This is a genomic window from Kutzneria sp. NPDC051319, assembly GCF_040682195.1.
Taxonomy (GTDB): domain Bacteria; phylum Actinomycetota; class Actinomycetes; order Mycobacteriales; family Pseudonocardiaceae; genus Kutzneria.
In genome coordinates this window covers 50,603-71,009 of sequence record NZ_JBFBAM010000049.1, presented here as the reverse complement: position 1 = coordinate 71,009, position 20,407 = coordinate 50,603, and the positions used below count along the sequence as shown (strand labels likewise).

At 71.7% G+C, this 20,407-nt stretch carries 14 protein-coding genes; 5 read left to right on the top strand and 9 right to left on the bottom strand.

Annotated features, from left to right (window positions below; genetic code table 11):
• Positions 1–95: 95 nt before the first annotated feature.
• Positions 96–3,278 (top strand): ATP-dependent DNA helicase, encoded by a 3,183-nt coding sequence (locus AB0M73_RS34480; RefSeq protein WP_363899786.1) that lies wholly within the window; start codon positions 96–98, stop codon positions 3,276–3,278.
• On the opposite strand, the gene AB0M73_RS34475 is transcribed toward AB0M73_RS34480, so the two are convergent.
• Both AB0M73_RS34475 and AB0M73_RS34470 read right to left on the bottom strand, forming a co-directional pair.
• Complete coding sequence (locus tag AB0M73_RS34475; RefSeq protein WP_363899783.1) at positions 3,263–4,474, bottom strand: helix-turn-helix domain-containing protein; 1,212 nt, start codon at positions 4,472–4,474, stop codon at positions 3,263–3,265. The two genes, AB0M73_RS34480 and AB0M73_RS34475, sit on opposite strands and share 16 nt — an antisense overlap.
• A gap of 8 nt (positions 4,475–4,482) precedes the next feature.
• Positions 4,483–5,676: a serine/threonine protein kinase gene (locus AB0M73_RS34470; protein ID WP_363899779.1), complete on the bottom strand. Its 1,194-nt coding sequence runs from the start codon at positions 5,674–5,676 to the stop codon at positions 4,483–4,485.
• A 200-nt stretch (positions 5,677–5,876) separates the two neighbouring features.
• Here AB0M73_RS34470 and AB0M73_RS34465 point away from each other — a divergent pair, with 200 nt between their 5' ends.
• Positions 5,877–9,278 carry an ATP-dependent DNA helicase gene (locus tag AB0M73_RS34465; protein ID WP_363899804.1) on the top strand — a complete coding sequence of 1,134 codons (3,402 nt, stop codon included), beginning with the start codon at positions 5,877–5,879 and terminating at the stop codon, positions 9,276–9,278.
• Between the two features lie 36 nt (positions 9,279–9,314).
• On the opposite strand, the gene AB0M73_RS34460 is transcribed toward AB0M73_RS34465, so the two are convergent.
• A complete protein-coding gene (locus tag AB0M73_RS34460) occupies positions 9,315–9,869 on the bottom strand; it encodes a hypothetical protein (RefSeq protein WP_052395164.1) in 555 nt (184 codons plus the stop codon).
• A 72-nt stretch (positions 9,870–9,941) separates the two neighbouring features.
• Positions 9,942–10,310 (bottom strand): DoxX family protein, encoded by a 369-nt coding sequence (locus AB0M73_RS34455; RefSeq protein WP_363899775.1) that lies wholly within the window; start codon positions 10,308–10,310, stop codon positions 9,942–9,944.
• A gap of 167 nt (positions 10,311–10,477) precedes the next feature.
• Between AB0M73_RS34455 and AB0M73_RS34450 the strand changes: the two genes are divergently transcribed.
• Together AB0M73_RS34450 and AB0M73_RS34445 are read left to right on the top strand one after the other, a co-directional pair.
• Positions 10,478–11,533 carry an NAD-binding protein gene (locus tag AB0M73_RS34450; RefSeq protein WP_363899772.1) on the top strand — a complete coding sequence of 352 codons (1,056 nt, stop codon included), beginning with the start codon at positions 10,478–10,480 and terminating at the stop codon, positions 11,531–11,533.
• A 79-nt stretch (positions 11,534–11,612) separates the two neighbouring features.
• On the top strand, positions 11,613–13,019 hold the full coding sequence (locus AB0M73_RS34445) for a M14 family zinc carboxypeptidase (protein WP_363899769.1): 1,407 nt from the start codon (positions 11,613–11,615) through the stop codon (positions 13,017–13,019).
• A gap of 58 nt (positions 13,020–13,077) precedes the next feature.
• On the opposite strand, the gene AB0M73_RS34440 is transcribed toward AB0M73_RS34445, so the two are convergent.
• The 4 genes from AB0M73_RS34440 to AB0M73_RS34425 form a co-directional block, all read right to left on the bottom strand.
• Entirely contained in the window at positions 13,078–13,305 is a 228-nt protein-coding gene (locus AB0M73_RS34440; RefSeq protein ID WP_363899766.1) for a hypothetical protein, read from the bottom strand.
• A 242-nt stretch (positions 13,306–13,547) separates the two neighbouring features.
• Positions 13,548–14,510 carry an NAD(+) diphosphatase gene (gene nudC, locus AB0M73_RS34435; protein ID WP_363899763.1) on the bottom strand — a complete coding sequence of 321 codons (963 nt, stop codon included), beginning with the start codon at positions 14,508–14,510 and terminating at the stop codon, positions 13,548–13,550.
• Positions 14,507–15,877 carry a pitrilysin family protein gene (locus tag AB0M73_RS34430; protein ID WP_363899760.1) on the bottom strand — a complete coding sequence of 457 codons (1,371 nt, stop codon included), beginning with the start codon at positions 15,875–15,877 and terminating at the stop codon, positions 14,507–14,509. The genes nudC and AB0M73_RS34430 overlap by 4 nt, the downstream gene beginning before the upstream one ends.
• The gene (locus AB0M73_RS34425; RefSeq protein ID WP_363899757.1) at positions 15,874–17,157 is read right to left on the bottom strand and encodes a pitrilysin family protein; all 1,284 of its coding nucleotides are present in this window, start codon (positions 17,155–17,157) and stop codon (positions 15,874–15,876) included. The genes AB0M73_RS34430 and AB0M73_RS34425 overlap by 4 nt, the downstream gene beginning before the upstream one ends.
• A 102-nt stretch (positions 17,158–17,259) precedes the next feature.
• On the opposite strand from AB0M73_RS34425, the gene AB0M73_RS34420 reads away from it, so the two are divergent.
• Complete coding sequence (locus tag AB0M73_RS34420) at positions 17,260–18,690, top strand: M1 family metallopeptidase (protein ID WP_363899754.1); 1,431 nt, start codon at positions 17,260–17,262, stop codon at positions 18,688–18,690.
• On the opposite strand, the gene AB0M73_RS34415 is transcribed toward AB0M73_RS34420, so the two are convergent.
• Complete coding sequence (locus AB0M73_RS34415) at positions 18,632–20,323, bottom strand: DUF2207 domain-containing protein (RefSeq protein ID WP_363899751.1); 1,692 nt, start codon at positions 20,321–20,323, stop codon at positions 18,632–18,634. The genes AB0M73_RS34420 and AB0M73_RS34415 overlap by 59 nt on opposite strands.
• Between the last annotated feature and the right edge of the window lie 84 nt (positions 20,324–20,407).

Here is a 20,407-nt window from a genome sequence, read left to right as displayed (position 1 = left end):
AAGGACGCCTTACCCTCGTTGAACGCGGGTAAGGCGTCCTTCCCTGCATCAAGGGGGCACCCAGGACTGTCGGGGGCGCGTGCTTGGATCGATCCGTGGCACGCAGAAGCACTCCGCTCGCCCTGGTGCGCCGGCCGGCACAACCGCCGCCCCGGCCGCGCTGGGACGCGACCGCGCGCCGGGTCATCGATCGCGACGGCGGGCCGCTGCGGGTGCTCGGCGGCCCCGGCACGGGCAAGACGACGCTGCTGGCCGGCGTCGCGGCGGACCGGGTGCTGAACACGGGCGTGGATCCGGAGAGCGTGCTCGTGCTGACGTCCAGCCGGAAGGCGGCGGTGGCGCTGCGGTCGCAGATCACCCGCCTGCTCAAGGATCGAGGCCCGTCGCGCACGGCCCGTGAGCCGCTGGTCCGGACCGTGCACTCCTACGCCTTCGCGGTGCTGCGCCTCGTGTCCACAAGGGAGGGTCTGCCGCCGCCACGGTTGCTGGCCGGTCCCGATCAGGACGCGATGGTGCGGGATCTGCTCCTCGGCGACATCGAGGAGGACGCCCGCTACTGGCCGGACAGCCTGCGGCCGGCGCTGGGCGTTCCCGGTTTCGCGGGGGAGCTGCGGGACCTGATCCTGCGCGCGGCCGAACGTGGCCAGGGGCCGGAGGACCTGGTGCGGCTGGGGCGCACGCAGGGAGTGCCGGAGTGGACCGCGGCCGGCACCTTCTGGCACCAGTACGAGCAGGTCACGCTGCTGGCCGGCAGCGAGGCCCAGGAGTCGGCCGCCCCGGCCTACGACGCGGCGGAGCTGGTCTCCAGCGCGCTGCTGGCCTTCGACCTCGATTCCGAGTTGCTGGCCGACGAACGGGCGCGGGTCCGGTATCTGCTGGTCGACGACGCCCAGCATCTCGATCACCAGCAGTTCGCGTTGATCAGGGCGCTGGGTGCGGCGGCGCACGAATTCATCGTGGCCGGCGACCCGGACCAGGCGATCTTCTCCTTCCGTGGCGCGGATCCGACGCTGCTGACCGATCGCGCCGACGGCCCGGTCGAGGTGCTGAAGGTCGATCATCGGATGGCGCCGGAGATCCGCAAGGCCATCAGCCGCCTGCACGCCCGGCTGCCGGGCGCGGGCCCGCAGCGGGAGCTGCTGCCCCGGGAGGACGAGGAACGCGGCAGCGTGCAGATCCGGCTGCTGGCTTCGGCGGCGCAGGAAGCGACGTGGATCGGCGACCAGCTCCGCCGGGCGCATCTGCTGAACGAGGTGCCGTGGTCGGAGATGGCGGTGGTGGTGCGGTCGACGGTGCACTCGCTGCCCGTGCTGCGTCGGGCCCTGCTGGCCGCCGGGGTGCCCCTGGCGGTGCCGGTCGACGAGCTGCCGCTGGCGCAACTGCCTGCGGTACGGCAGTTTTTGACGTTGCTCCGGTGCGCGGACGACCCGACCCTGCTCGATCAGGACACGGCCGCTTACCTGCTCGAATCGCAGCTCGGCGGCGCGGACACGTTGGCGCTACGGCGTTTGCGCCGCGGCCTGCGTCGGCTGGAGCTGGCCGCCGGCGGCGATCGTTCCAGCGGCGAGCTGCTCGTGGACGTGATCAACGACAACGACCTGTTGATCGCGCTGGAGGACAGCGAGGCCACCCCGGTCCGTCGCATCGGCACCCTGATGCGGACGGCCCGCAAGGCCATCGAGGCCGGCGCGAGCGTGGAACAGGTGCTGTGGCAGCTGTGGAAGGACAGCTACCTCGAACAGCGCTGGACTGCGCAGGCCACTCGCGGCGGCCCGACCGGCGCGCAGGCCGACCGCGACCTGGACGCCATCGTCGGCCTGTTCGACGCGGCCGCCCGTTACGTCGACCGGCTGCCGGCCGCGAGCGTCGCCGGCTTCGCGGATTACCTTACGGCGCAACAGATCGTCGGTGACTCGCTGGCCCCGACGGCCCCGCTGGGCGAAGCCGTCACGGTGATCACCGCGCACGCGGCGGCCGGTCGCGAGTGGACGGTCGTGGCGGTTCCAGGCGTCCAGGAGGGGGTCTGGCCGGACCTGCGCATGCGCGGCACTTTGCTTGGCGTGGAACGAATGCGAGACCTGCTGGACGGCATGAACCCCGGTGACGTGGTGTCGGCCACCGCGCCGCTGCTGGCCGAGGAACGCCGGCTGTTGATCGTCGCCGCCAGCCGGGCCAAGCGAACGTTGCTGGTCAGCGCCGTGCGTGGTGAGGATGAACAGCCGTCACGGTTCCTGGACGAGCTGGAGGGCACCGCCGCCGACCCGGAGGCGGCGGTCCGCCCGGTGTTCACGCCGCCGCGCGGGCTCGTGTTGTCCGAGCTGGTGGGCGAGCTGCGTCGGGTGTGCTGCGACGCCGAGGCGGAGCCCGGCAGCCGCCGCCGGGCCGCCGCCCAACTGGCTCGGCTGGCGGCGGCCGGGGTGCCGGGGGCCCACCCCGGCTCCTGGTACGGGCTGCCGGAGGTGTCCACCGACAGTCCGTTGTGGACGGACGAGGAGACGGTCAGCGTCTCCCCGTCGACGATCGAGGTGCTGTCCAAGTGCCCGCTGCGCTGGATGGTGGAGCGGCACGGCGGCGAGGACCCGGCCCAGCTCGCCTCCATCACCGGCACCCTCGTGCACGCGCTGGCCCAGGCCGCGGCCAGCGGCGTCGAGCGGCTCGAACTCCAGGTCCGGCTGGACCAGGCGTGGGCGGCGGTCGACGCCGGCGCGCCCTGGTTCTCCCGCCGGGAACGCAACCGGGTGCAGAAGATGCTCGACACGTTCATGGCCTGGTTCGAGCGCAGCCGCAGCGAGCTCACCCAGGTCGCCGTCGAGCGGGACCTGTCGGTGCAGGTGCCCCCGCAGGCCGACGGCCCATGGCTGCGGGTGAAGGGCCGGGTGGACCGGCTGGAGGTCGACGACCAGGGCCGTCCCGTGGTCGTCGACATCAAGACCGGCAAGCAGCCGGTCAGCAAGGACGACGCCCAGGAGCATCCCCAGCTGGCGGTGTATCAGCTGGCCACCCAGCTGGGGGCGTTCGAGGAGCTCGGGCTGAGCGAGGAGCCGGGCGGGGCCCGGCTGCTCTACGTGTCCAAGGAGGACAAGAAGACCGGTGCGGCGGAACGGGTCCAGGCGCCGCTGGACCCGGACTCGTCCAAGGTGTGGCTGGCCACGGTGCAGGAGGCGGCGTCCTCCTGCGTCGGGCCCGAGTACACCGCGACCGAGAGCCCGGACTGTCCGCGCTGTCCGGCCCGGACGTCCTGTCCGCTGCACGAGTCCGGTCGTCAGGTGGGCGAATGAGAGGAGGTGGCGCTCAGGTGGGAACCGTTGCGCCGTGAGGACTGTGGTGACGACGGAGACTCCGAGGCCGCCCAGGCCCCGGTCGACCGGATCCAGGTGTCCACGGCCCAGCGCCAGCGCAGCGCCTCGGCCAGCGAGCCCTCGGGCGGGCTGAAACCCGTCAGCTCGCCCAGCCGCCGCAGGCGGTGCTTCACGGTGTTGGGGTGCACGTGCAGGGCCAGTGCCGTGGCGTCCACCCGGCCGCCGTGGTCGAGGTAGGTCAACGCGGTCGAGGCCAGCAGCCGGTGGAATTCGTCGGTGCCGGCGAGACCGGCCAGCAGGTCGTCGGCGAGCATGCGGCCCATGGCCGGGAAGCCGTCGGTGACCAGGTCGACGGCCAGCTCGGTGAGTCGCACGGCGCCGGCGAGGCCACGGCAGCGGCCGGTCTGCAAGGCGGCCCGGCACGCCTGGTACACCGCGCCGAAGTCCTTGGGCAGCACCGGAGGCGTCACCACGGCCAGCACGTCGGCCACCGGCGACAGATCCGGCAGCTGCACGGCGACGCCGCACACGAGACCGTCCACGGTGACGCAGAACGTCTCCGCCAGCACCGCTTCCGCGCGGCGGGCCTGGCGTGGGTCGCTCACGTCGGCCAGGACCACCTGGTAGTGCCGGTCCTCGGCGAGGCCGGTGTTGACCACGCCGGTCACCGGCCCGCCCTTGAGCAACTCGCGCAGGGCCTGGACCCGGGCCGCCTGGGCGGTGCGGGCCAGCCGCAGCTCGGTCTCGCGGTAGGCCTCCACGAGCCGGTTCTGCAGCTTGTTGGCGTAGCCGTCGAGCTCGAGCAGGGCCGACACGAAGTCGTCGGCCAGCATCTCGTGCTGACGCAGGCGGCCGCCGAGCTCGCGCAGCACGTGCGCGCGCCCGGTCTGGAAGCCGGCGAGCAGCGCCGAGAGCGGCACGCCCTGCAGGGCTCGGTCGGTGGCGAGCCGGTCGGCGGCCTCCACGCCCAGTCCGGTGGAGTCGATGAAGGCCGCCGACGCGACACCGAGGAGCGCCGCGATGTGCCGGCGGACCTCGGCGACGGGGAGCGCCGCCACCTGGGGCGACTGTGCGCGCACCTCGGTGACGACGCCGTCGAGCACGTCCGGGTCGGCGCGCATCTGCTCCATGATGCGGCGCAGAGTCGCGCGCCCGGCCGTTTCCTCAGTGGTCATGACCGGCCTCAAGACAACGATCCGAGCACACCCGGGTCGACCTTGGACACCCGCTCGCGCTGGGGGAACGTGCCGACCGGCACCCGGGCGACCTCGGTCCCGGTGCGGTAGTCCACGACCGACACCGCGTTGGCCTGGCTCAGCGACACGTAGCAGTAGTTGCCGTCGCTGCTGGTCTGGCCCCAGTAGGGCAGGCTGTTGGTCGGGTAGTTGACGAAGGCCTTGTCCACCAGGCCGTCGGTGTTCACCAGCGCCACGTAGTCGTCGATGGTGCCGACGTCGCACAGCATGCGGCCGTCGCCGGACAGGGCCAGGCCGTGGTGGGCCGAGTTCTTCGGGTAGTCGTCCGGCTTGAGCGACTTGGCGTGGTCGCTGAGCGGCTGGTTGACCGTGGCCACGATCTTGCCGGCGTTCAGGTCGTACTTCACGAAGCCGTTGAGGTAGGACAGCTGCGCGTAGAAGGTGTTGCCGTCCGGCGCGACCAGGTTGGGCCGGATGCCGTGCGGGAACGACCAGGTCTTGACCACCTGCATGGTCGAGGCGTCGATCTTGGTGAGCTGGAACGCGCCCTTGGCCCACTCCAGCGACTGCGGCAGCGAGACGTTGCCGATGCTGGAGTTGTAGACGTACTTGCCGTCGGCCGAGTAGTCGTTCTGGTGCGGGTAGTTGCCGGTGGGGGCGGAGTTGACGATCTGGCCGGTGGCCGTGTCGATGAACTGCGCCTTGTTGGCCGTGGTGGCCGACACCACGAAGCGGGTGCCGTCGGGGGACAGTGCGGCGTGGTCGGCGTGGAAGCCGTCCAGCCGCGTGTGCCACAACTCCTGCTTGGTCGCCAGGTCGAAGGCGGCGACGTCGTCGAGGTTGCCACGGGAGACGATCAGCCGGCGGCCGTCGGGGGTCAGGGTCGCGTCGTCGACGAACCGGTCGCCGCCCTCGATGCCCTTCACCGTCTCGTACCCGATGCGTTGGATCGGGTCCATCTCGTTGATGCGCTGCTGCAGGTCGGGGATGACGCTGAAGCTGCCCAGGTTGGTGAAACCGTTTTCGTCGATGAAGCTCACCGACCCCGTCTGGCTGTTGCCCACGAGGAGCACATTCTTCAGGGCGGTGACGTGCGGCGTTGCAGGGCTGGCACTGGCCGCGGGGGCGGCCACGGTGGCCGCGGCAACCGCGGCGGCCAGGAGGATGCGCACGGTCGGCATGAGCTCAGTCTGGTGAAATCCGCGTGACCCAGATAGACGCGACCGGACCAATGTGAAACTTCTTCATTGTCGACGGCGGACAACGCTGCGCCGATCGGCCGCACGGCCGGTGGCTCTTGGTCCCCGGTTGTGCCGATCGGCCGTACGGCGGGTCTGTTTCGGTCGCTGAGGTGCGACGACCTAGCGTGGTGTCCGTGCAACTGGTCAGCCCGCAGGAGGTGGCGGCCGCGCTCGGGCTGCCAGCGCCGACGGATGAGCAGGCGGCGGTGGTGGCGGCGCCGGCGCAGCCGGCGCTGGTGGTCGCCGGGGCGGGCGCGGGCAAGACCGAGACGATGGCCGCCCGCGTGGTGTGGCTGGTGGCGAACGGCCTGGTCACGCCGGATCGGGTGCTCGGGCTGACCTTCACCCGCAAGGCGGCGAGGCAGCTCGGCGAGCGGATCAGGGCTCGGCTGAGGCGGCTGGCCGGGTCGGGCCTGCTGGATGAGCTTGACCCCGGCGGCGACAGGCGGGCGCTGGTGCTGGCGACGGAGCCGACCGTCCTCACTTATCACGCCTACGCGGGCCGGCTGGTCGGCGAACACGGACTGCGGCTGCCGGTGGAGCCCGGCGCGCGGCTGCTGACCGGCACGGCGTCGTGGCAGCTCGCGCACCGGGTGGTGGCGACGTGGACCGAGGACCTGGACACGGACAAGGTGCCGGCAACGATCACCGGCTACCTGCTGTCGCTGGCCGGTGAGCTGGCTGAGCACCTGGTCGAGCCGGACAAGATCCTGCGGCACGCGGAGTGGATGCAGCGGATCATCGAGTCGGCGCCCAAGGGGCCGCGGCAGCGGGCGGAGATGCCCACGGCGCTGCGGGAGATCATCACGGCGCAGCGGTTCCGGGTCGCGATGCTGCCGCTGCTGGAGGCGTACCAACTGCGCAAACGCAAGGAGGCGGCGCTCGACTTCGCCGACCAGATGGCGCTCGCGGCCCAGCTGGCCAGCGGTTTTCCCGAGGTCGCGGCCGGCGAGCGCGAGCGGTACGGGGCGGTGCTGCTGGACGAGTACCAGGACACCGGCCACGCCCAGCGCGTGTTGCTGCGATCGCTGTTCGGCATGGGAGACCCGATGCCGGTCACGGCCGTTGGCGATCCCGCACAAGCGATCTACGGCTGGCGGGGGGCCAGCGCGGCCAACCTGCCCCGGTTCACCACCGACTTCCCGCTCGCCGACAAACGACCGGCGCCGAAGTACGGGCTGCTGACCAGCTTCCGCAACCCGCCCGAGGTGTTGGCCGTGGCCAACGCGCTGTCCGGGCCGCTGCGTGCCGCGGGCCTCGACGTCGACGAGCTGCGGGCCCGACCCGGGGCCAAGCCGGGCGACGTGCACTGCGCGCTGTTGCCGGACGTGCGCTCCGAGGTCACGTGGCTGGCCGACGAGCTCACCGCGCGTTGGGAGGCGCAGTACGACGCCACCGGCCAGCCGCCGACCGCCGCCGTGCTGGTGCGCCGCCGTGCCGACATGGGCGCCATCGCTCACGCCCTGCGTGAGCGTGGATTGCCGGTGGAGGTCGTCGGTCTCGGCGGTCTGCTCGACGAACCCGAGGTGCGCGACCTGGTCAGCGCCCTGCGCGTGCTCATCGAACCCCTCGCCGGCACGGCCGCCGCCCGGCTGCTGTCGGGTTCGCGTTGGCGGCTCGGCGCGGCGGACATCGCGGCGTTGTGGAAGCGTGCCGGGGAACTGGCCGGGCGGCAGCGCCCGAGCAGCGGCGACGACCCGTTGGCCGCGATCACCGACTCGCTGCCGGGCGAGCACGCCGAACAGGCCGGCCTGGTCGACGCCATCGACGATCCCGGCGAACCCGAGCGCTACTCGGAGCCCGGCTACAAGCGGATCCGCCGCCTCGGCAACGAGTTGTCGATGCTGCGCCGCCGGCAGGACCAGCCGCTGCCCGACCTCGTCGCCGACGTGGAACGCACGCTGCTGCTCGACATCGAGGCCACCGCCCGACCCGGCCGCGTCGGCCGGGCCCACCTCGACGCCTTCGCCGATGTCGTCGCCGACTACGCCTCGGCCAGCCCGTCCGCCACCTTGCCGTCCCTGTTGGACTACCTGCGCACGGCCGAGAACGCCGAGGACGGCCTCGAACCCGGCGAGGTGGAGGTGGCCGAGGACCGCGTGCAGATCCTGACCATGCACGCCGCCAAGGGGTTGGAGTGGGAGATCGTCGTTGTGCCGCATGTGGTTCGCAACGTCTTCCCCGGCCCGCGCAAGTCGTCCTCGTGGCTCAAGAACGTCACCGAGCTGCCCGCCGACCTCCGCGGCGACAGCCAGGACCTGCCCCGCCTCAACCTCGCCGGCGCCTCCAACCGCAAGGAGGTCGAGGAGGCCATCGCCATCCACAACGAGGAGTTCGAGGAACGGCGCCTGGTCGAGGAGCGGCGCCTCTGTTATGTGGCCCTGACCCGGTCGGAGCGAGTGCTGCTCGTGTCCGGGCACTGGTGGGGCGAGACCGGCGAAAAGCCCCGTGGCCCTTCGGATTTCCTCGACGAGGTGCACGCCGTCCTCAGCACCGGCGACCGCCCGCCCGGCATGGTCGACGAGTGGGCCCCCGCGCCGGCCGAGGACGAGAGCAACCCCTTGGTCGCCGACGTTCGGACCGCCCGCTGGCCCGTGGATCCGTTGGCGTCACGGCGTGACGCCGTCGCCGAGGGAGCCACGATGGTCCTCGCGGCGCTCGCCGACCTGGCCGACGCCGAGCGGGAAGCGGCGAAGGCCCCGCGCACGGAAAGCGTTGTGAACGAGGAAATCCCGCCCGTGCAGGGAAGCTCGGCGGAACCATGGGACGAGGAGATCCCGCCGCCGGAAGAAGAAGACCCAGGGGCGGAGTGGGAGTGGGAAGCCCCGCCCGAGGAAGAAATCCCACTCGATGATGAAGACCCCGAAGGCTGGGCGGCCGATGTGGACGTGCTCCTCGCGGAGCGGGAAGCGGCGCGGAGCCGGCGGGAGCTGGTGGCGTTGCCGGATCAGCTGACGGTGAGCCAGCTGGTCGAGCTGGCGGAGGACCCGGACGCCCTGGCCCGGAGGCTGCGCAGGCCGCTGCCGTTTCCGCCGAATCCGCTGGCCCGGCGGGGAACGGCCTTTCACTCCTGGCTGGAGCAGCGGTTCAAGTCCAACCGGCTGTTCGACCTGGACGAGCTGCCCGGCGCGGCGGACGACGTCGTCGGGCAGGAGACGGACGCCGACCTGGCGCGGCTGAGGGAGGCGTTCCTGTCCAGCCAGTGGGCGGACCGGGTGCCGGCGGATGTCGAGGTGGCGTTCGAGACGGAGGTGGACGGCGTCGCGGTCCGGGGGCGGATGGACGCGGTCTACGCCGACCCGGACGGGGGCTGGACGGTGGTGGACTGGAAGACCGGGGCGGTGCCGACGGAGGACAAGCTGCCGGCGCTCTCGGTGCAGCTGGCGGCCTACCGCCTGGCCTGGGCGGCCCTGCAGAACGCGCCGGTGGACAAGGTGCGGGCGGCCTTCCACTACGTGCGACACGACCACACGCTGAGCCCCGCCGACCTGCTGGACGCCGACGGCCTGAAACTCCTGCTCAGCACCGTGCCCAGAGCCTGAACCGCGAGTCCCGCGCTCAGGCAGCCATGTGTCGAGTTACGGCAGCTGCTCGGCGCCGTCCCAGTGCTGGAGCAGCATCGCCCCGGGCGCGGTGACGTGGGCGTACAGGACCTCCAGCAGCCAGCGGCTGAAGGGCGAGGGGCCGAACTCGCTGGCTCGGTCCTCCGGCGCCACCTCAAGGCGGGCCGGCCCGTCGTCGCCGGCGCGGACGAGGCCGACGCCGTAGTAGTCGAGCTCGATCAGCGGCCACGGGTCGTAGTCGCTGCTCTCGGGCACGAGCACGGCGCACGGCGCGAGGGTCATCAGCGTGCCGCACGCCTCCAGGGCCTGCTCCACGGTGGACTCCGTCACCAGGATGCCGACGAGCTCCACGGCCGAGACCGGCACCACGTCGTGGAACGCGGGCTCGAACCAGGAGTGGAACCAGGACGGGTCGGGCGCGGGCGGCCAGCCGTTCTCGGTGCGCCAGCGGTGCACGTCCGCGCGCAGCCGAACCACCGCCGACACCCGTTGACCGAGCACGGCCACATCCGAGATCACCGTGCCCCGCCAGCCGAGGGCGGACACAGCGTGCTGGGTTCGCGACTGCACGCGATCATCCTATGGTCAGGGTCGCCGCGGCGACAGAGTCTTGCAGATAGCCAATTGCAGGAAACATACGGCTCAGGCGGCCGAACGGCTCACCCGAAGCGCCCAGATCACCAGGGGAACCTGCAGCGGAAGGCGGGCGACAGTGGCCAACCTCTCGCCCCTGGACCGGCCACGGGCGTCCAGGGCCATCTTGACGTTGGCCGGGAAGACGGCCGCGAACAGGACGGCCGCGGCCAGCCCGCCCAGTCGGCGGGTGCGCGGCGTGACGATCGCGGCGGCCACCGCCAGCTCGGCGACGCCGGAGATGTGCGTCCACGTCCGGGGCCGGCCCGGCAGGACCGTCGGCACGATCCGGTCGTAGGGCTTCGGACGGGCGAAGTGGCTCACGCCCGCGACCGCCAACAGGGCGGACAACGCGAGCGCCGGACGGGGGGACGTCATGGACCGAGGGTGCCACGTTGGGTCCCTTCGCGGCGAGGCAGAACGGGTCCTAGCTGGTCGAGCGGGATGTGGTGGGGAAGTTACCACTATCGACTCATGATCGGTTGAAAAGTTACCTATCCGGGGGAGGTGATCACCGCGTCGGCGGCCCGTTACCCTGCGGCAGCATGAGCAGCAGTGTCGACGGCCTCGCGGACCGTCCGGGCCATGCCCTGGTCGGCGTGGTGCGGGTGCCGGCAACCGGCGGCAGCCCGATCCGGACCGTCATCCGCCGCCTGGTGTTCGCGCTGCTGGCGCTGGCGGTCACCGTGGTCATCGTCTACCTGGACCGAGGCGGCTACCGCGACGCCAACGGGGCCACCAAGGGCCTGAGCCTGGTCGACTGCCTCTACTACGCGACGGTGTCGCTCACCGCGACCGGCTACGGCGACATCGTGCCGGTCACCGAGGCGGCCCGGCTGGTCAACGTCCTTGTCCTCACGCCGATCCGCGCGCTGTTCCTGATCCTGCTGGTCGGCACCACGCTGGAGCTGCTCACCGAGCGTTCCCGGCAGTCGTTCAAGATCCAACGCTGGAGGTCGAAGGTGCGCGACCACGTGGTCGTCGTCGGATACGGCACCAAGGGCCGGGCCGCGGTCGTCACGCTGCTCGGCGACGGCGTCGACGCGGAGCAGATCGTGGTGGTGGACACGGAGAAGCCGGCCCTGGAGGCCGCCTCCGCGCGCGGACTGGTCACCGTCACCGGCTCGGGCACACGCTCCGACGTGCTGCGCGTGGCCGGCGTGCCCAAAGCGCGGGCGATCGTGGTGGCCACCAACCGCGACGACACCGCCGTGCTGGTCACGCTCACCGCCCGCGAGCTGGCCCCCAAGGCGCACATCGTGGTCTCGGTGCGTGAGGCCGAGAACGAGCACCTGCTCCGGCAGTCCGGCGCCGACCAGACGGTGGTCTCCAGCGAGACGGCCGGGCGGCTGCTCGGCATGGCCACCACGACGCCGAGCGTGGTGGCGATGGTCGAGGACCTGCTCACCCCGGACGTCGGCCTGGCCATCGCCGAACGCGAGGTGGAGACCGGCGAGATCGGTGGCTCGCCCCGGCACCTGTCCGACATCGTGCTGGGCGTCGTCCGCAGCGGCGTGCTCTACCGGGTCGACGCCCCCGAGGCCGACGCCATCGAGACCGGCGACCGCCTGCTGTACGTCAAGAAGGTCACTCCGGCCTGATTCCCGCCCTTCGTTGGTTATGCGGGTGACCTCCCGGCGCTACCGTCCGTGCTGGCCCTTTCACCCTGCGGGAGGACACATGGCACGGCGTTTGCCCCTGCCCATCGGCGGTGTCGCGGCGGCCATCGCCGCCGCGGCCGTACTGCTGCTGCCTCAGGCCGGCACGGCGACCACCACCGTGGCCGCCACCGAGAGCACGCAGTCCAGCCAAGCCACCTTCGTCTACCGGGTCTCCGGCGCCTCGGCCGACGCGGAGAAGCTCTTCTCCTACGGCTTCGACGTGCTGGAGGACCGCGACGGCAACGACCTGTTCGTGCTCGGCGCGGCCGCCGAGGGCGACCGCCTACGCGCGGCCGGCTTCACCGTCAGCACCGAGAGCGCGATGACCCCGCCGAGCTGGACGCCGCCCAAAGCGCGGGCGACCAACAGCCCGACCGCGGCCGACGCCGGCGAGACCTACTACGGCGGCTACCACACGGTCAACGCCCAGTACGCGCACATGGACCAGGTCGCCCAGCAGCACCCGGACCTGGCCACCTCGTTCACCTACGGCCAGTCCTGGCTGAAGTCCAAGGGCAAGGCCGGCTACGACCTCAAGGGCATCTGCATCACCAAGAAGCAGGCCGGCGACTGCGCGCTCAACCCGAACTCGGCCAAGCCCCGGTTCTTCCTGATGGCGCAGATCCACGCCCGTGAGATCACCACCGGCGACGTCGCGTACCGCTGGATCGACTACCTGGTCAACAGCTACGCCACCGACAGCACGGTGAAGGCGCTGCTGGACTCCACCGAGATGTGGGTGGTGCCGATCGCCAATCCCGACGGCGTCGACATCGTGCAGCAGGGCGGCAACTCGCCCAAGCTCCAGCGCAAGAACGCCGACAACAGCCACGGCAGCAGCTGCGGTTTCGGCGGCCAGATCGGCGTGGACCTCAACCGCAACTACAACACGCACTTCGGCGGGGCGAGCACCTCGACCGACCCGTGCAACGAGGTCTACAAGGGACCGTCGGCCGACTCGGAGATCGAGAACACCGCGATGGAGGGCCTGTTCCGCAACCTGTGGCCGGCCCGCCGCAGCGGCACCGGGGTCACCGACCCGGCGCCCGCCGACACCAAGGGCATCATGATGACGATGCACAGCGACGGCAGCGTGGTCATCTTCCCGTGGGACTACAGCTCCAGCGTGCACACCGGCAACGACGCCTCGCTGCGGGCCATCGGCAAGCAGCTGGGTTCGATCACCGGCTACCCGTACGGCCAGGCCGGCCAGGTGCTCTACAACGCCTCCGGCAGCACAGACGACTGGTCCTACGACAAGCTGGGCGTGGCCAGCTTCACCATCGAGGTCGGTGACAACGCCGGCCGCGGGTGCAGTGGCTTCCTGCCCAAGTACTCCTGCCAGGACAGCTTCTTCTGGCCCAAGATGCGCCCGGCCCTGGTCTACGCCGCCCAGCAGGCCAAGGCCCCGTACCAGAACCACTGACACCGCAACGACAAAGGGGCTCCGGGCCGATCAGGCCCGGAGCCCTTTTCCTTGGCTGTCAACGAACGGTCATGGCGCAGCGGAAGCAGGTCGCGGCCGGATCGTCGAGCGAGTCCAGGTGGTGTCGGGCGTACCGGGCCTCGAAGACCTCCGTGGGATACAGGGAGATCGCCTCCTCCCACCGACGGCGGGCCAGTTCCTTGTCGCCGGCGGCCCGGGCGAGGTGGGCGAAGCCCTCAAGGGCCTGCTGATCGGCTACGGCGGTCGCCTTGCTCGGCCCGTGCACAGCGGGATTTGCGATCTGTCCGGAGATCGCACGTCGAATTACTCGAGTAGTGCCTCGGTATTGGCCGAGTAGCCGCCCCTGCCAGGCTTTGATGGCCCCGAAAGGCGACAGCAACAGGGTGTCACTGGGGGGTGGGTAGTGGGTGAGAGGGGAATCCGCTAACCACCACGCCTGGTGGCGTGACCCGCACTGGATGGCGAACGGCCGGTCGCCACAGAGGCAACCGGCCGTTCGAGCACGTGTCAGCCCTTGGCCCAGGACTCCAGCATTCGGCGGGCGATGGAGGTGACGCCGGGCAGGATCAGGCCGGGGCCGGTGCCGCCGGCGGCCAGCACCGCGCGGACCTCGTCCCGGTGCACCCAGCGGGCCTTCTCGATCTCGCCGTCGGCCGGCACGAGCGGTTGGGCGGCGTCGCCGACGGCGCTGAAGCCGACCATGAGCGAGCGGGGGAACGGCCAGGGCTGGCTGCCGAGGTAGCGCACCGTGTCCACGGTGATGCCGACCTCCTCGCAGATCTCACGCACCACGCACGCCTCCAGCGACTCGCCGCCCTCGACGAAGCCGGCCAGCACGGAGTACCGGTCGGGCGGCCAGATCGGTTGGCGCGCAAGGAGAACCTGGTCGGCGCCGTCGTGCACGAGGCAGATGACGGCCGGATCGGTGCGCGGGTACTCCTCGCGCCCGCACCCGGTGCAGTGCGTGGCCCAGCCGGCCCGCCTGGTCTCGACCCGGGACCCGCACTTGGCACAGAAGCTGGCGACGTCGTGCCAGCTGAGCACGGCGACCGCGGTGGTCAGCAGCCCGGCGTCCTCGGCGCTGAGCAGGCCGCCGGCCAGCCGAAGGTCCTGCCACACCGCCTCGTCGGTGTCGGGCAGCGTGGCGTCCCAGCCCATGCCTTCCTGCACGGGGCCGTCGGGCTCGGCCCGCACAGCCCAGTAGCAGACGCCGTCCTGCTCGCCGAGCAACACGGCGTCCGACGGCGGCGTCGGCCCTTCGGTGGCCCGGAAGTCGAGCACCGGCATGTCGCCGGAGCGACCCATCGGCGCCCGGCCGCGGCGGTCGACCGGCAGCAGCTTGGCGGTCGGCCACAGCCGCGCCAGCTGCTCGGTGTCGTCCCGCAGCACGTCGTTGCGAGGCACCGCGGTCCGGGACAGCGCCGGCAGTTCGTCGAGCTGGAACCCGGCCGAGGTGGCACAGGTGGTCACGGCAGCACCACACCGCCGATCGCCCGGAACTGCGGCGCCAGCACATCGGCGTCGCCGACGACGATGCCGGTGAACCGGGTCGGCGCGAAGTGCTGCTCCGCCGCCTCGGCCACCTGCTCCGCGGTCACGGCGGCGATGCGCAGCGGCTGGTCGCGCAGCCACTCGTAGGACAGGCCCATCGCGCCCAGCGCGACGAGCGTGGCGCACAGACCCGACTGCGAGGAGGTGGACGTCAGCAGCGAGCCGATGGCGTACTGCCGCGCGTTCTCCACTTCGGACGCACTCGGCGGCGACAGCACCAGCCGGCCCAGCTCGTACCGGGTCTCCCAGAACGCCGCCGGCGTCACGCCGCTGGCGGTGTCGGCCTCGACCAGCACGGTCGCGCTGTCCTTGGTGAACTCGAAGTACGAGTGCGCGCCGTAGGTGTAACCCTTGTCCTCACGGATGTTCTCCACCAGGCGCGAAGAGAAGTAGCCACCGAACACCAGGTTGGCCACCTGCAACGCGGCATAGCCCGGGTCCGTGCGCGGCAACGTCTGCGCGGACAGCCGGATCTGCGACTGCACGGCGCCGGCCCGGTGCACGAGATGCACGTCGCCCGGCGTCAGCACGGGCAGCTTCGGCAGCTCCACGGCGCTGCCGTCGGACTCCCAGCCGGACAGCGCCGCGCCCACGGCCGCCACCGCGGCGTCCGGGTCGACGTCGCCGACGAGCACCAGCAGCGAGCCACGCGGCAGCACGGAGGCCTTGTGCAGCGCACGAACCTGCTCCGGCGAGACCTCGCCGATCTCCCCCGCCTCGGGCATCTCCTTGGCGAAGGGGTGGTCGCCGTAGCGGTGCGTCTGCAGCGCCTCGCGGGCGATGACGCTGGGCTGCGACCGCGCCATGGTGATGCGCTCGACCAGGCGCTCCGACTCGCGGGCCACCTCGTCGTCCCGGTACACCGCGCCGGTCAGGGCGTCGGCCAGCACGTCCAGCAGCACGTCGAGGCCGCTGGCCAGGGCGCTGCCGCCGATGCTGAGCCGCTCCGGGTCGACCACGGAGCTCAGGTCGGCGCCCACCGCGGCCAGGTCGGTGTCGAACTGCGTGCGGTCGCGGCGCTCGGTGCCGGTCAGCAGCGTGTTGGCCAGCACCTCGGCGCGAGCCGCGTGCAGCCGCTCGGTGCCCGCGAACGGGATGCGCAGCCGCAGCTCGACCATGGGCACGGATTCCTTGCGCACGGCGATGACCCGCAGCCCGTTGGGCAGCACGGTGTCCACAAGGGACGGTTGCGCCGCCGCGGTCTGCGTGCCGAGAGCGGGCAGCGGACGCGGCCCCTTCTCGGTGTGGCCGATCTGCTCGGCCGTGCGGTAGCTGACTGAAGTCACTGGTTGCCTCCGGCGGCGGGAACGACGAGCACGGCCCGGGAATCCGGCCGCAGGGCCTTGGCGGCGGCGGCCACCTGGTCCGTGGTGACGGCGCGGATCCGCTCCGGCAGGTCCGACGCCAGCTCGGCGCGGCCGTGCAGCAGCTCGGAGGCGCCGTAGGACAGCGTGCGGGAGGTGATGCGGTCGTGCTCACGGTGCATCGCCGCCGCCCACCGCGCGGCGACACGAGCCAGCTCGTCCTCCTGCGGGCCGGACGCGGCAAGCTTCTCCAGCTCGTCGTCCAGCACGCCGAGGATGCGGTCCTCGGACACCTCGGGGGAGTGCATGGCGGTCACGGTGAACGTGTCGGGGTCGCGGGCGTCCAGCGGCCCGAACAGGCCGGCGCCCACGGAGATGTCGGTGACCAGCGGCTCGCGGTGCACCATGCGCTGCTGCAGCCGCGAGGCGTCGCCGTCGGACAGCACGGCGGCCAGCACCACGTTGGCCAGGTAGCCGTCCAGGTCGGTGGCCGGGTCCGGCAGACGGTAGCCGACCGCGAGCGCCGGCAGCGGCGCGTGCGGGTCCTCGTGCACCGAACGGCGCTCGCCCTGCAGGTGCGGCTCCGCGAACGACGGCCGCGGCGGCGTCGGCCGCGCCGGCACGTCGGCGAAGTGCTGGTGCACCAGGTCGGTCGCCTGCTCCAGGGCGAAGTCGCCGGCCACCGTCAGCACCGCGTTGCCGGGCGCGTAGTAGGTGTCGAAGAACTGGGCGCAGTCGTCCAGGTTGGCCTGCTCCAGCTCGGCGAAGTCGCCGTAGCCGTTGTGCGCGTTGGGATAGGTCGAGTACAGCACCGGCGGCAGCCAGATCCACGGGAACCCGCCGTACGGGGCGTTGAGCACCCGCAGCCGGATCTCCTCCTTGACCACGTCGATCTGGTTGTTGAGGTTCTCCTGGGTGATGCGCGGCGCGCGCATCCGGTCCGCCTCCAGGAACAGCGCCCGCTCCAGCGCCGCCGAGGGCAGCGTCTCGAAGTAGTCGGTGTAGTCCGGGTGCGTGGAGCCGTTGAACGTGCCGCCCGACGACTGCACGTGCCGGAAGTGCGCCAGCTTCTCCAGGCTCTCGCTGCCCTGGAACATCAGGTGCTCGAAGAGGTGAGCGAACCCGGTGCGTCCCTCGGGCTCGGAGCGGAAGCCCACGTCGTAGTGCACGCTCACACCGACCACGGGGGCTGTGCGGTCGGGGGCGAGCACCACGCGCAGGCCGTTGGGGAGAGTGAACCTGTGCAGTTCCGGTGCGGCCATGACACAGAGACTACGACGTCGTGACGTCAGCCCCCGGTCGTACCGAGGTGATCAACCTCAGGTGCGATGTCCGCCTACGGCTGAACTGGGGATTGTTCCCGTATGAGCCTGTCAAGCATGGCCGCGGCGACCGCGCTCGCTGTGTCCGCGGTCACACCATCCCCGCCTTCGCTGCTGCCCGATCTGGGCAACGACGGCTACCAGGTCGCCGCCTACGACCTCACCTACGACGTGAACCCGAGCACCACGTTGTCGCCCGGCACGGCCCGCATCGCGGCGGTGGCCGATCGCAGGCTCTCCGAGTTCCGGCTCGACTACGCGGGCGGCGCCGTCGGCAAGGTCCGGGTCGACGGCCGTGACGCCGCATTCCACCTGGACAAGGAGAAGCTGGTCGTCGATCCGGTCGCGGCCGTGCGGGGCGCCTTCTCCGTCACCGTCGACTTCACCGCCGACCGCGCCGCCAAGGTGCCGTCGCAAGTGGACGACACCGCGGGCTGGGCCAACGGCCCCGACGGCGGCTTCGCCTGGTTCGGGCAGCCCGACCGGGCCCATCTTTTCTTCCCCTGCAACGACGCCGTCGACGACAAGGCCTATTTCACCTATCACGTGACCGTCCCCAAGGGCTGGACCGTCGCCGCGAATGGCTCCCTGGTAGCGCGGAACGACACCAAGTCCGCATCCACTTTCACCTACGCCTCGGCGCATCCCTTCGCACCCCAGCTCGCCCAGCTGGCGGTCGGCAAGTTCACGATGGTCACCGGAACCGGCCCGAACGGCCTCCCGCTGCGCAGCGCCGTGCCCGACCCGGTGGCGGCCAAGCCGATGCTGGACCAGCTGCCGAGCTTCCTGGACTGGCTCCAACAGCGCATCGGCCGCCGCTTCCCGTTCGAGACGGTCGGCCTGCTGGGCGCGGACCACGCCGTGCAGCAGACGGACGCCCTGGAGACCCAGACGCTGCCGGTGTTCCGGGCCGGCGCGCTGGCCGAACCCCAGGAGGCGCCGGTCGTCGTGCACGAGCTGACCCACCAGTGGTTCGGCGACTCCGTCGGGGTCGCCGACTGGCACGACATCTGGCTCAGCGAGGGCTTCGCCATCTACTTCGACAGCCTGTACTCGGCCGAGCACGGCGGCCCGTCGCTGGCCGACGAGTTCCGCTGGTCCTACGAGACGCTGGACCCGACGGCCCGGGCCCAGGGCATCACGCCGGGCAACCCCACCCGGCCGGACCTCATGTTCCCGCTCGGCCGCGGCACCGGCTCGCTGGTCGTCTACGCCCTCCGGCAGAAGGTCGGCGACCAGACCTTCCGGCGCATCATCGACGCCTACCTGGACCGCTACCGCGACGGCAGCGCCACCAGCGCCGACTTCATCCGCGTGGCGACCAGCGTCGGCGGCCAGGACCTGGGGCCGTTCCTGCACGACTGGCTGTACGGCGTCACCACGCCGCCGATGCCGGGTCACCCGGACTGGACGCCTAAGCCTTCAACGCCCGGAGGTGCCCTCCCTGCGCCAGCACCCCGTCCAGGGAGCTGAGGAACGCCGGGAAGCGGCTGGCGAAGCGGTCCAGGTCGCGCACCTGCTCCGCCTCGCCGAACCAGTACAGGCCGGGCGTGCCGTCGGCGTCCGGGTCGAGGCCGCGGAACACCGACAGCCAGCGGTCGGTCTGGCCCAGCACCACCGCGTACGGCAGCGACCGGGAGAACACCATCTCCCGGTCGCTGTCCGGGATGTCCGTGGGCGACACGGTCGTCAGGTACGTCAGCAGACCGCGCACCTGGTGCAGCAGTGCGCTACCGCGCCGCGTGCGGGCCGGCATGGACCGCGAGCCGGCCGCGAGCGCGCCGCCGGCGATGACCACGGCGAGCCCCAGCAGCGCGTGGCCGATGGTCAGCGCCAGCACCACTGTGAGCACGATGCCCAGCGCCACGATGCCCACGCCGGCCCACCACCAGCGGCTGCGCTCGGTGTCGGGGCGCCGCGCGAACCACTCCTTGGCCACGACGTCGGAGTACAGCGCGTCACGCACCGCCGTGAGGTCCACGCGCTTGCCGCGCAGCTCCGACAACCGCACCTGCTCCGCGTCGCCGAGCAGTGAGGTGTAGACCGCCTTCTCGTACGGCGTGAGCGAGTCGTCGGCGGGGTTGCGACGCACGATGCGCCAGTCCAGCACGCCCTCGCCGTCGGGCACCTCGTCGATCCACAAGTAGTTGCGCACGGCCAGATCGATGACGGTCGCGGTCACGTCCACCACGTCCACGTGCTCGTCGATCACGGTGCCGACCTGCCCCGGCAGCACGCCGTCAGGCGAGGCGAACGCCACGTGGCCGGCGGCGTCCCGCGCCAGCACCTCCACGGGACCCACGTCGCCGGCGAGCGCCTTCGCGTCGCGGCCGCGGGCGTACCAGAGCAGGCCGATGCCCACGAGCAGCAACACGACCAGCACCAGCAGGCCGATGCCGGTCTCCGGCGTCAGCGCGAAGGCCGACGCCAGCTGGTTGGTCGCCGCGGTGCGCTCGTTCACCGGCACCGAGCCGTTGGGCAGGCCGATGGCGAAGTCCACGCGCTGGCCCGGCGTGAGCGTGTCCTGCTCCGCCGTCGGCACGCCGCCCTCGCCGATCTGCGACAGCCCGCACGCGGTCGTCGAGTCGGGATCGCCGGCCAGGCAGGTGATCGACTGCGGCTCGGCCGGCGTCACCACGGACACCGTGAGCCGATCGATCGTCACGTCCCAGCCGCTGGCCACCTGCCAGCGCACGTCCTCGTGCGAACCCTGGTCGGCCACGGCGCCGTCGACCACGTAGCTGACGGTCGACTCGCCCGCGCCCAGGTGCACGGTCAGGTTCTGGTCGTCGGCCGAGGCGCTGCCGTTGCCGGTCACCTTCGGCTGCGTGACCGTGTACACGCGCTCGGTGTCGGGGCCCGCGGTCAGCCGCAGCGGCGCGATCCGGTTGGCCGACTTGCCGGCCGGCACCGTGACCTTCTCGCTGACCGTGAGCTTGCCGTCCCGCTCGACCTTCAGCGCGACCTGCGACTGCACGCCGCCGTCGGCCGGCGCCGCCTGCGTGGCGACCAGGGCGCCCGGAGAGAGCAGGGCGCCGGCGGAGAACCCGGCGCCAGCGACGGAGAGCGTGACAGTGGCCACGGCCAGGCCCCAGTTGGTGAACACGGGAGCGGACAATAGTCCAGCCCGCCTATCCTTGCGGCGATATCCACCATCGGGGCCGGCTCGGCCCGCGAGCAGAGGGCGTAG

Coding starts and splice junctions, on each gene's coding strand:
- AB0M73_RS34475 (WP_363899783.1), bottom strand. CDS start 4,474: ATGACCACTGAGGAAACGGCCGGGCGCGCGACTCTGCGCCGCATCATG.
- AB0M73_RS34470 (WP_363899779.1), bottom strand. CDS start 5,676: ATGCCGACCGTGCGCATCCTCCTGGCCGCCGCGGTTGCCGCGGCCACC.
- AB0M73_RS34455 (WP_363899775.1), bottom strand. CDS start 10,310: ATGACGTCCCCCCGTCCGGCGCTCGCGTTGTCCGCCCTGTTGGCGGTC.
- AB0M73_RS34450 (WP_363899772.1), top strand. CDS start 10,478: ATGAGCAGCAGTGTCGACGGCCTCGCGGACCGTCCGGGCCATGCCCTG.
- AB0M73_RS34445 (WP_363899769.1), top strand. CDS start 11,613: ATGGCACGGCGTTTGCCCCTGCCCATCGGCGGTGTCGCGGCGGCCATC.
- AB0M73_RS34425 (WP_363899757.1), bottom strand. CDS start 17,157: ATGGCCGCACCGGAACTGCACAGGTTCACTCTCCCCAACGGCCTGCGC.
- AB0M73_RS34420 (WP_363899754.1), top strand. CDS start 17,260: ATGAGCCTGTCAAGCATGGCCGCGGCGACCGCGCTCGCTGTGTCCGCG.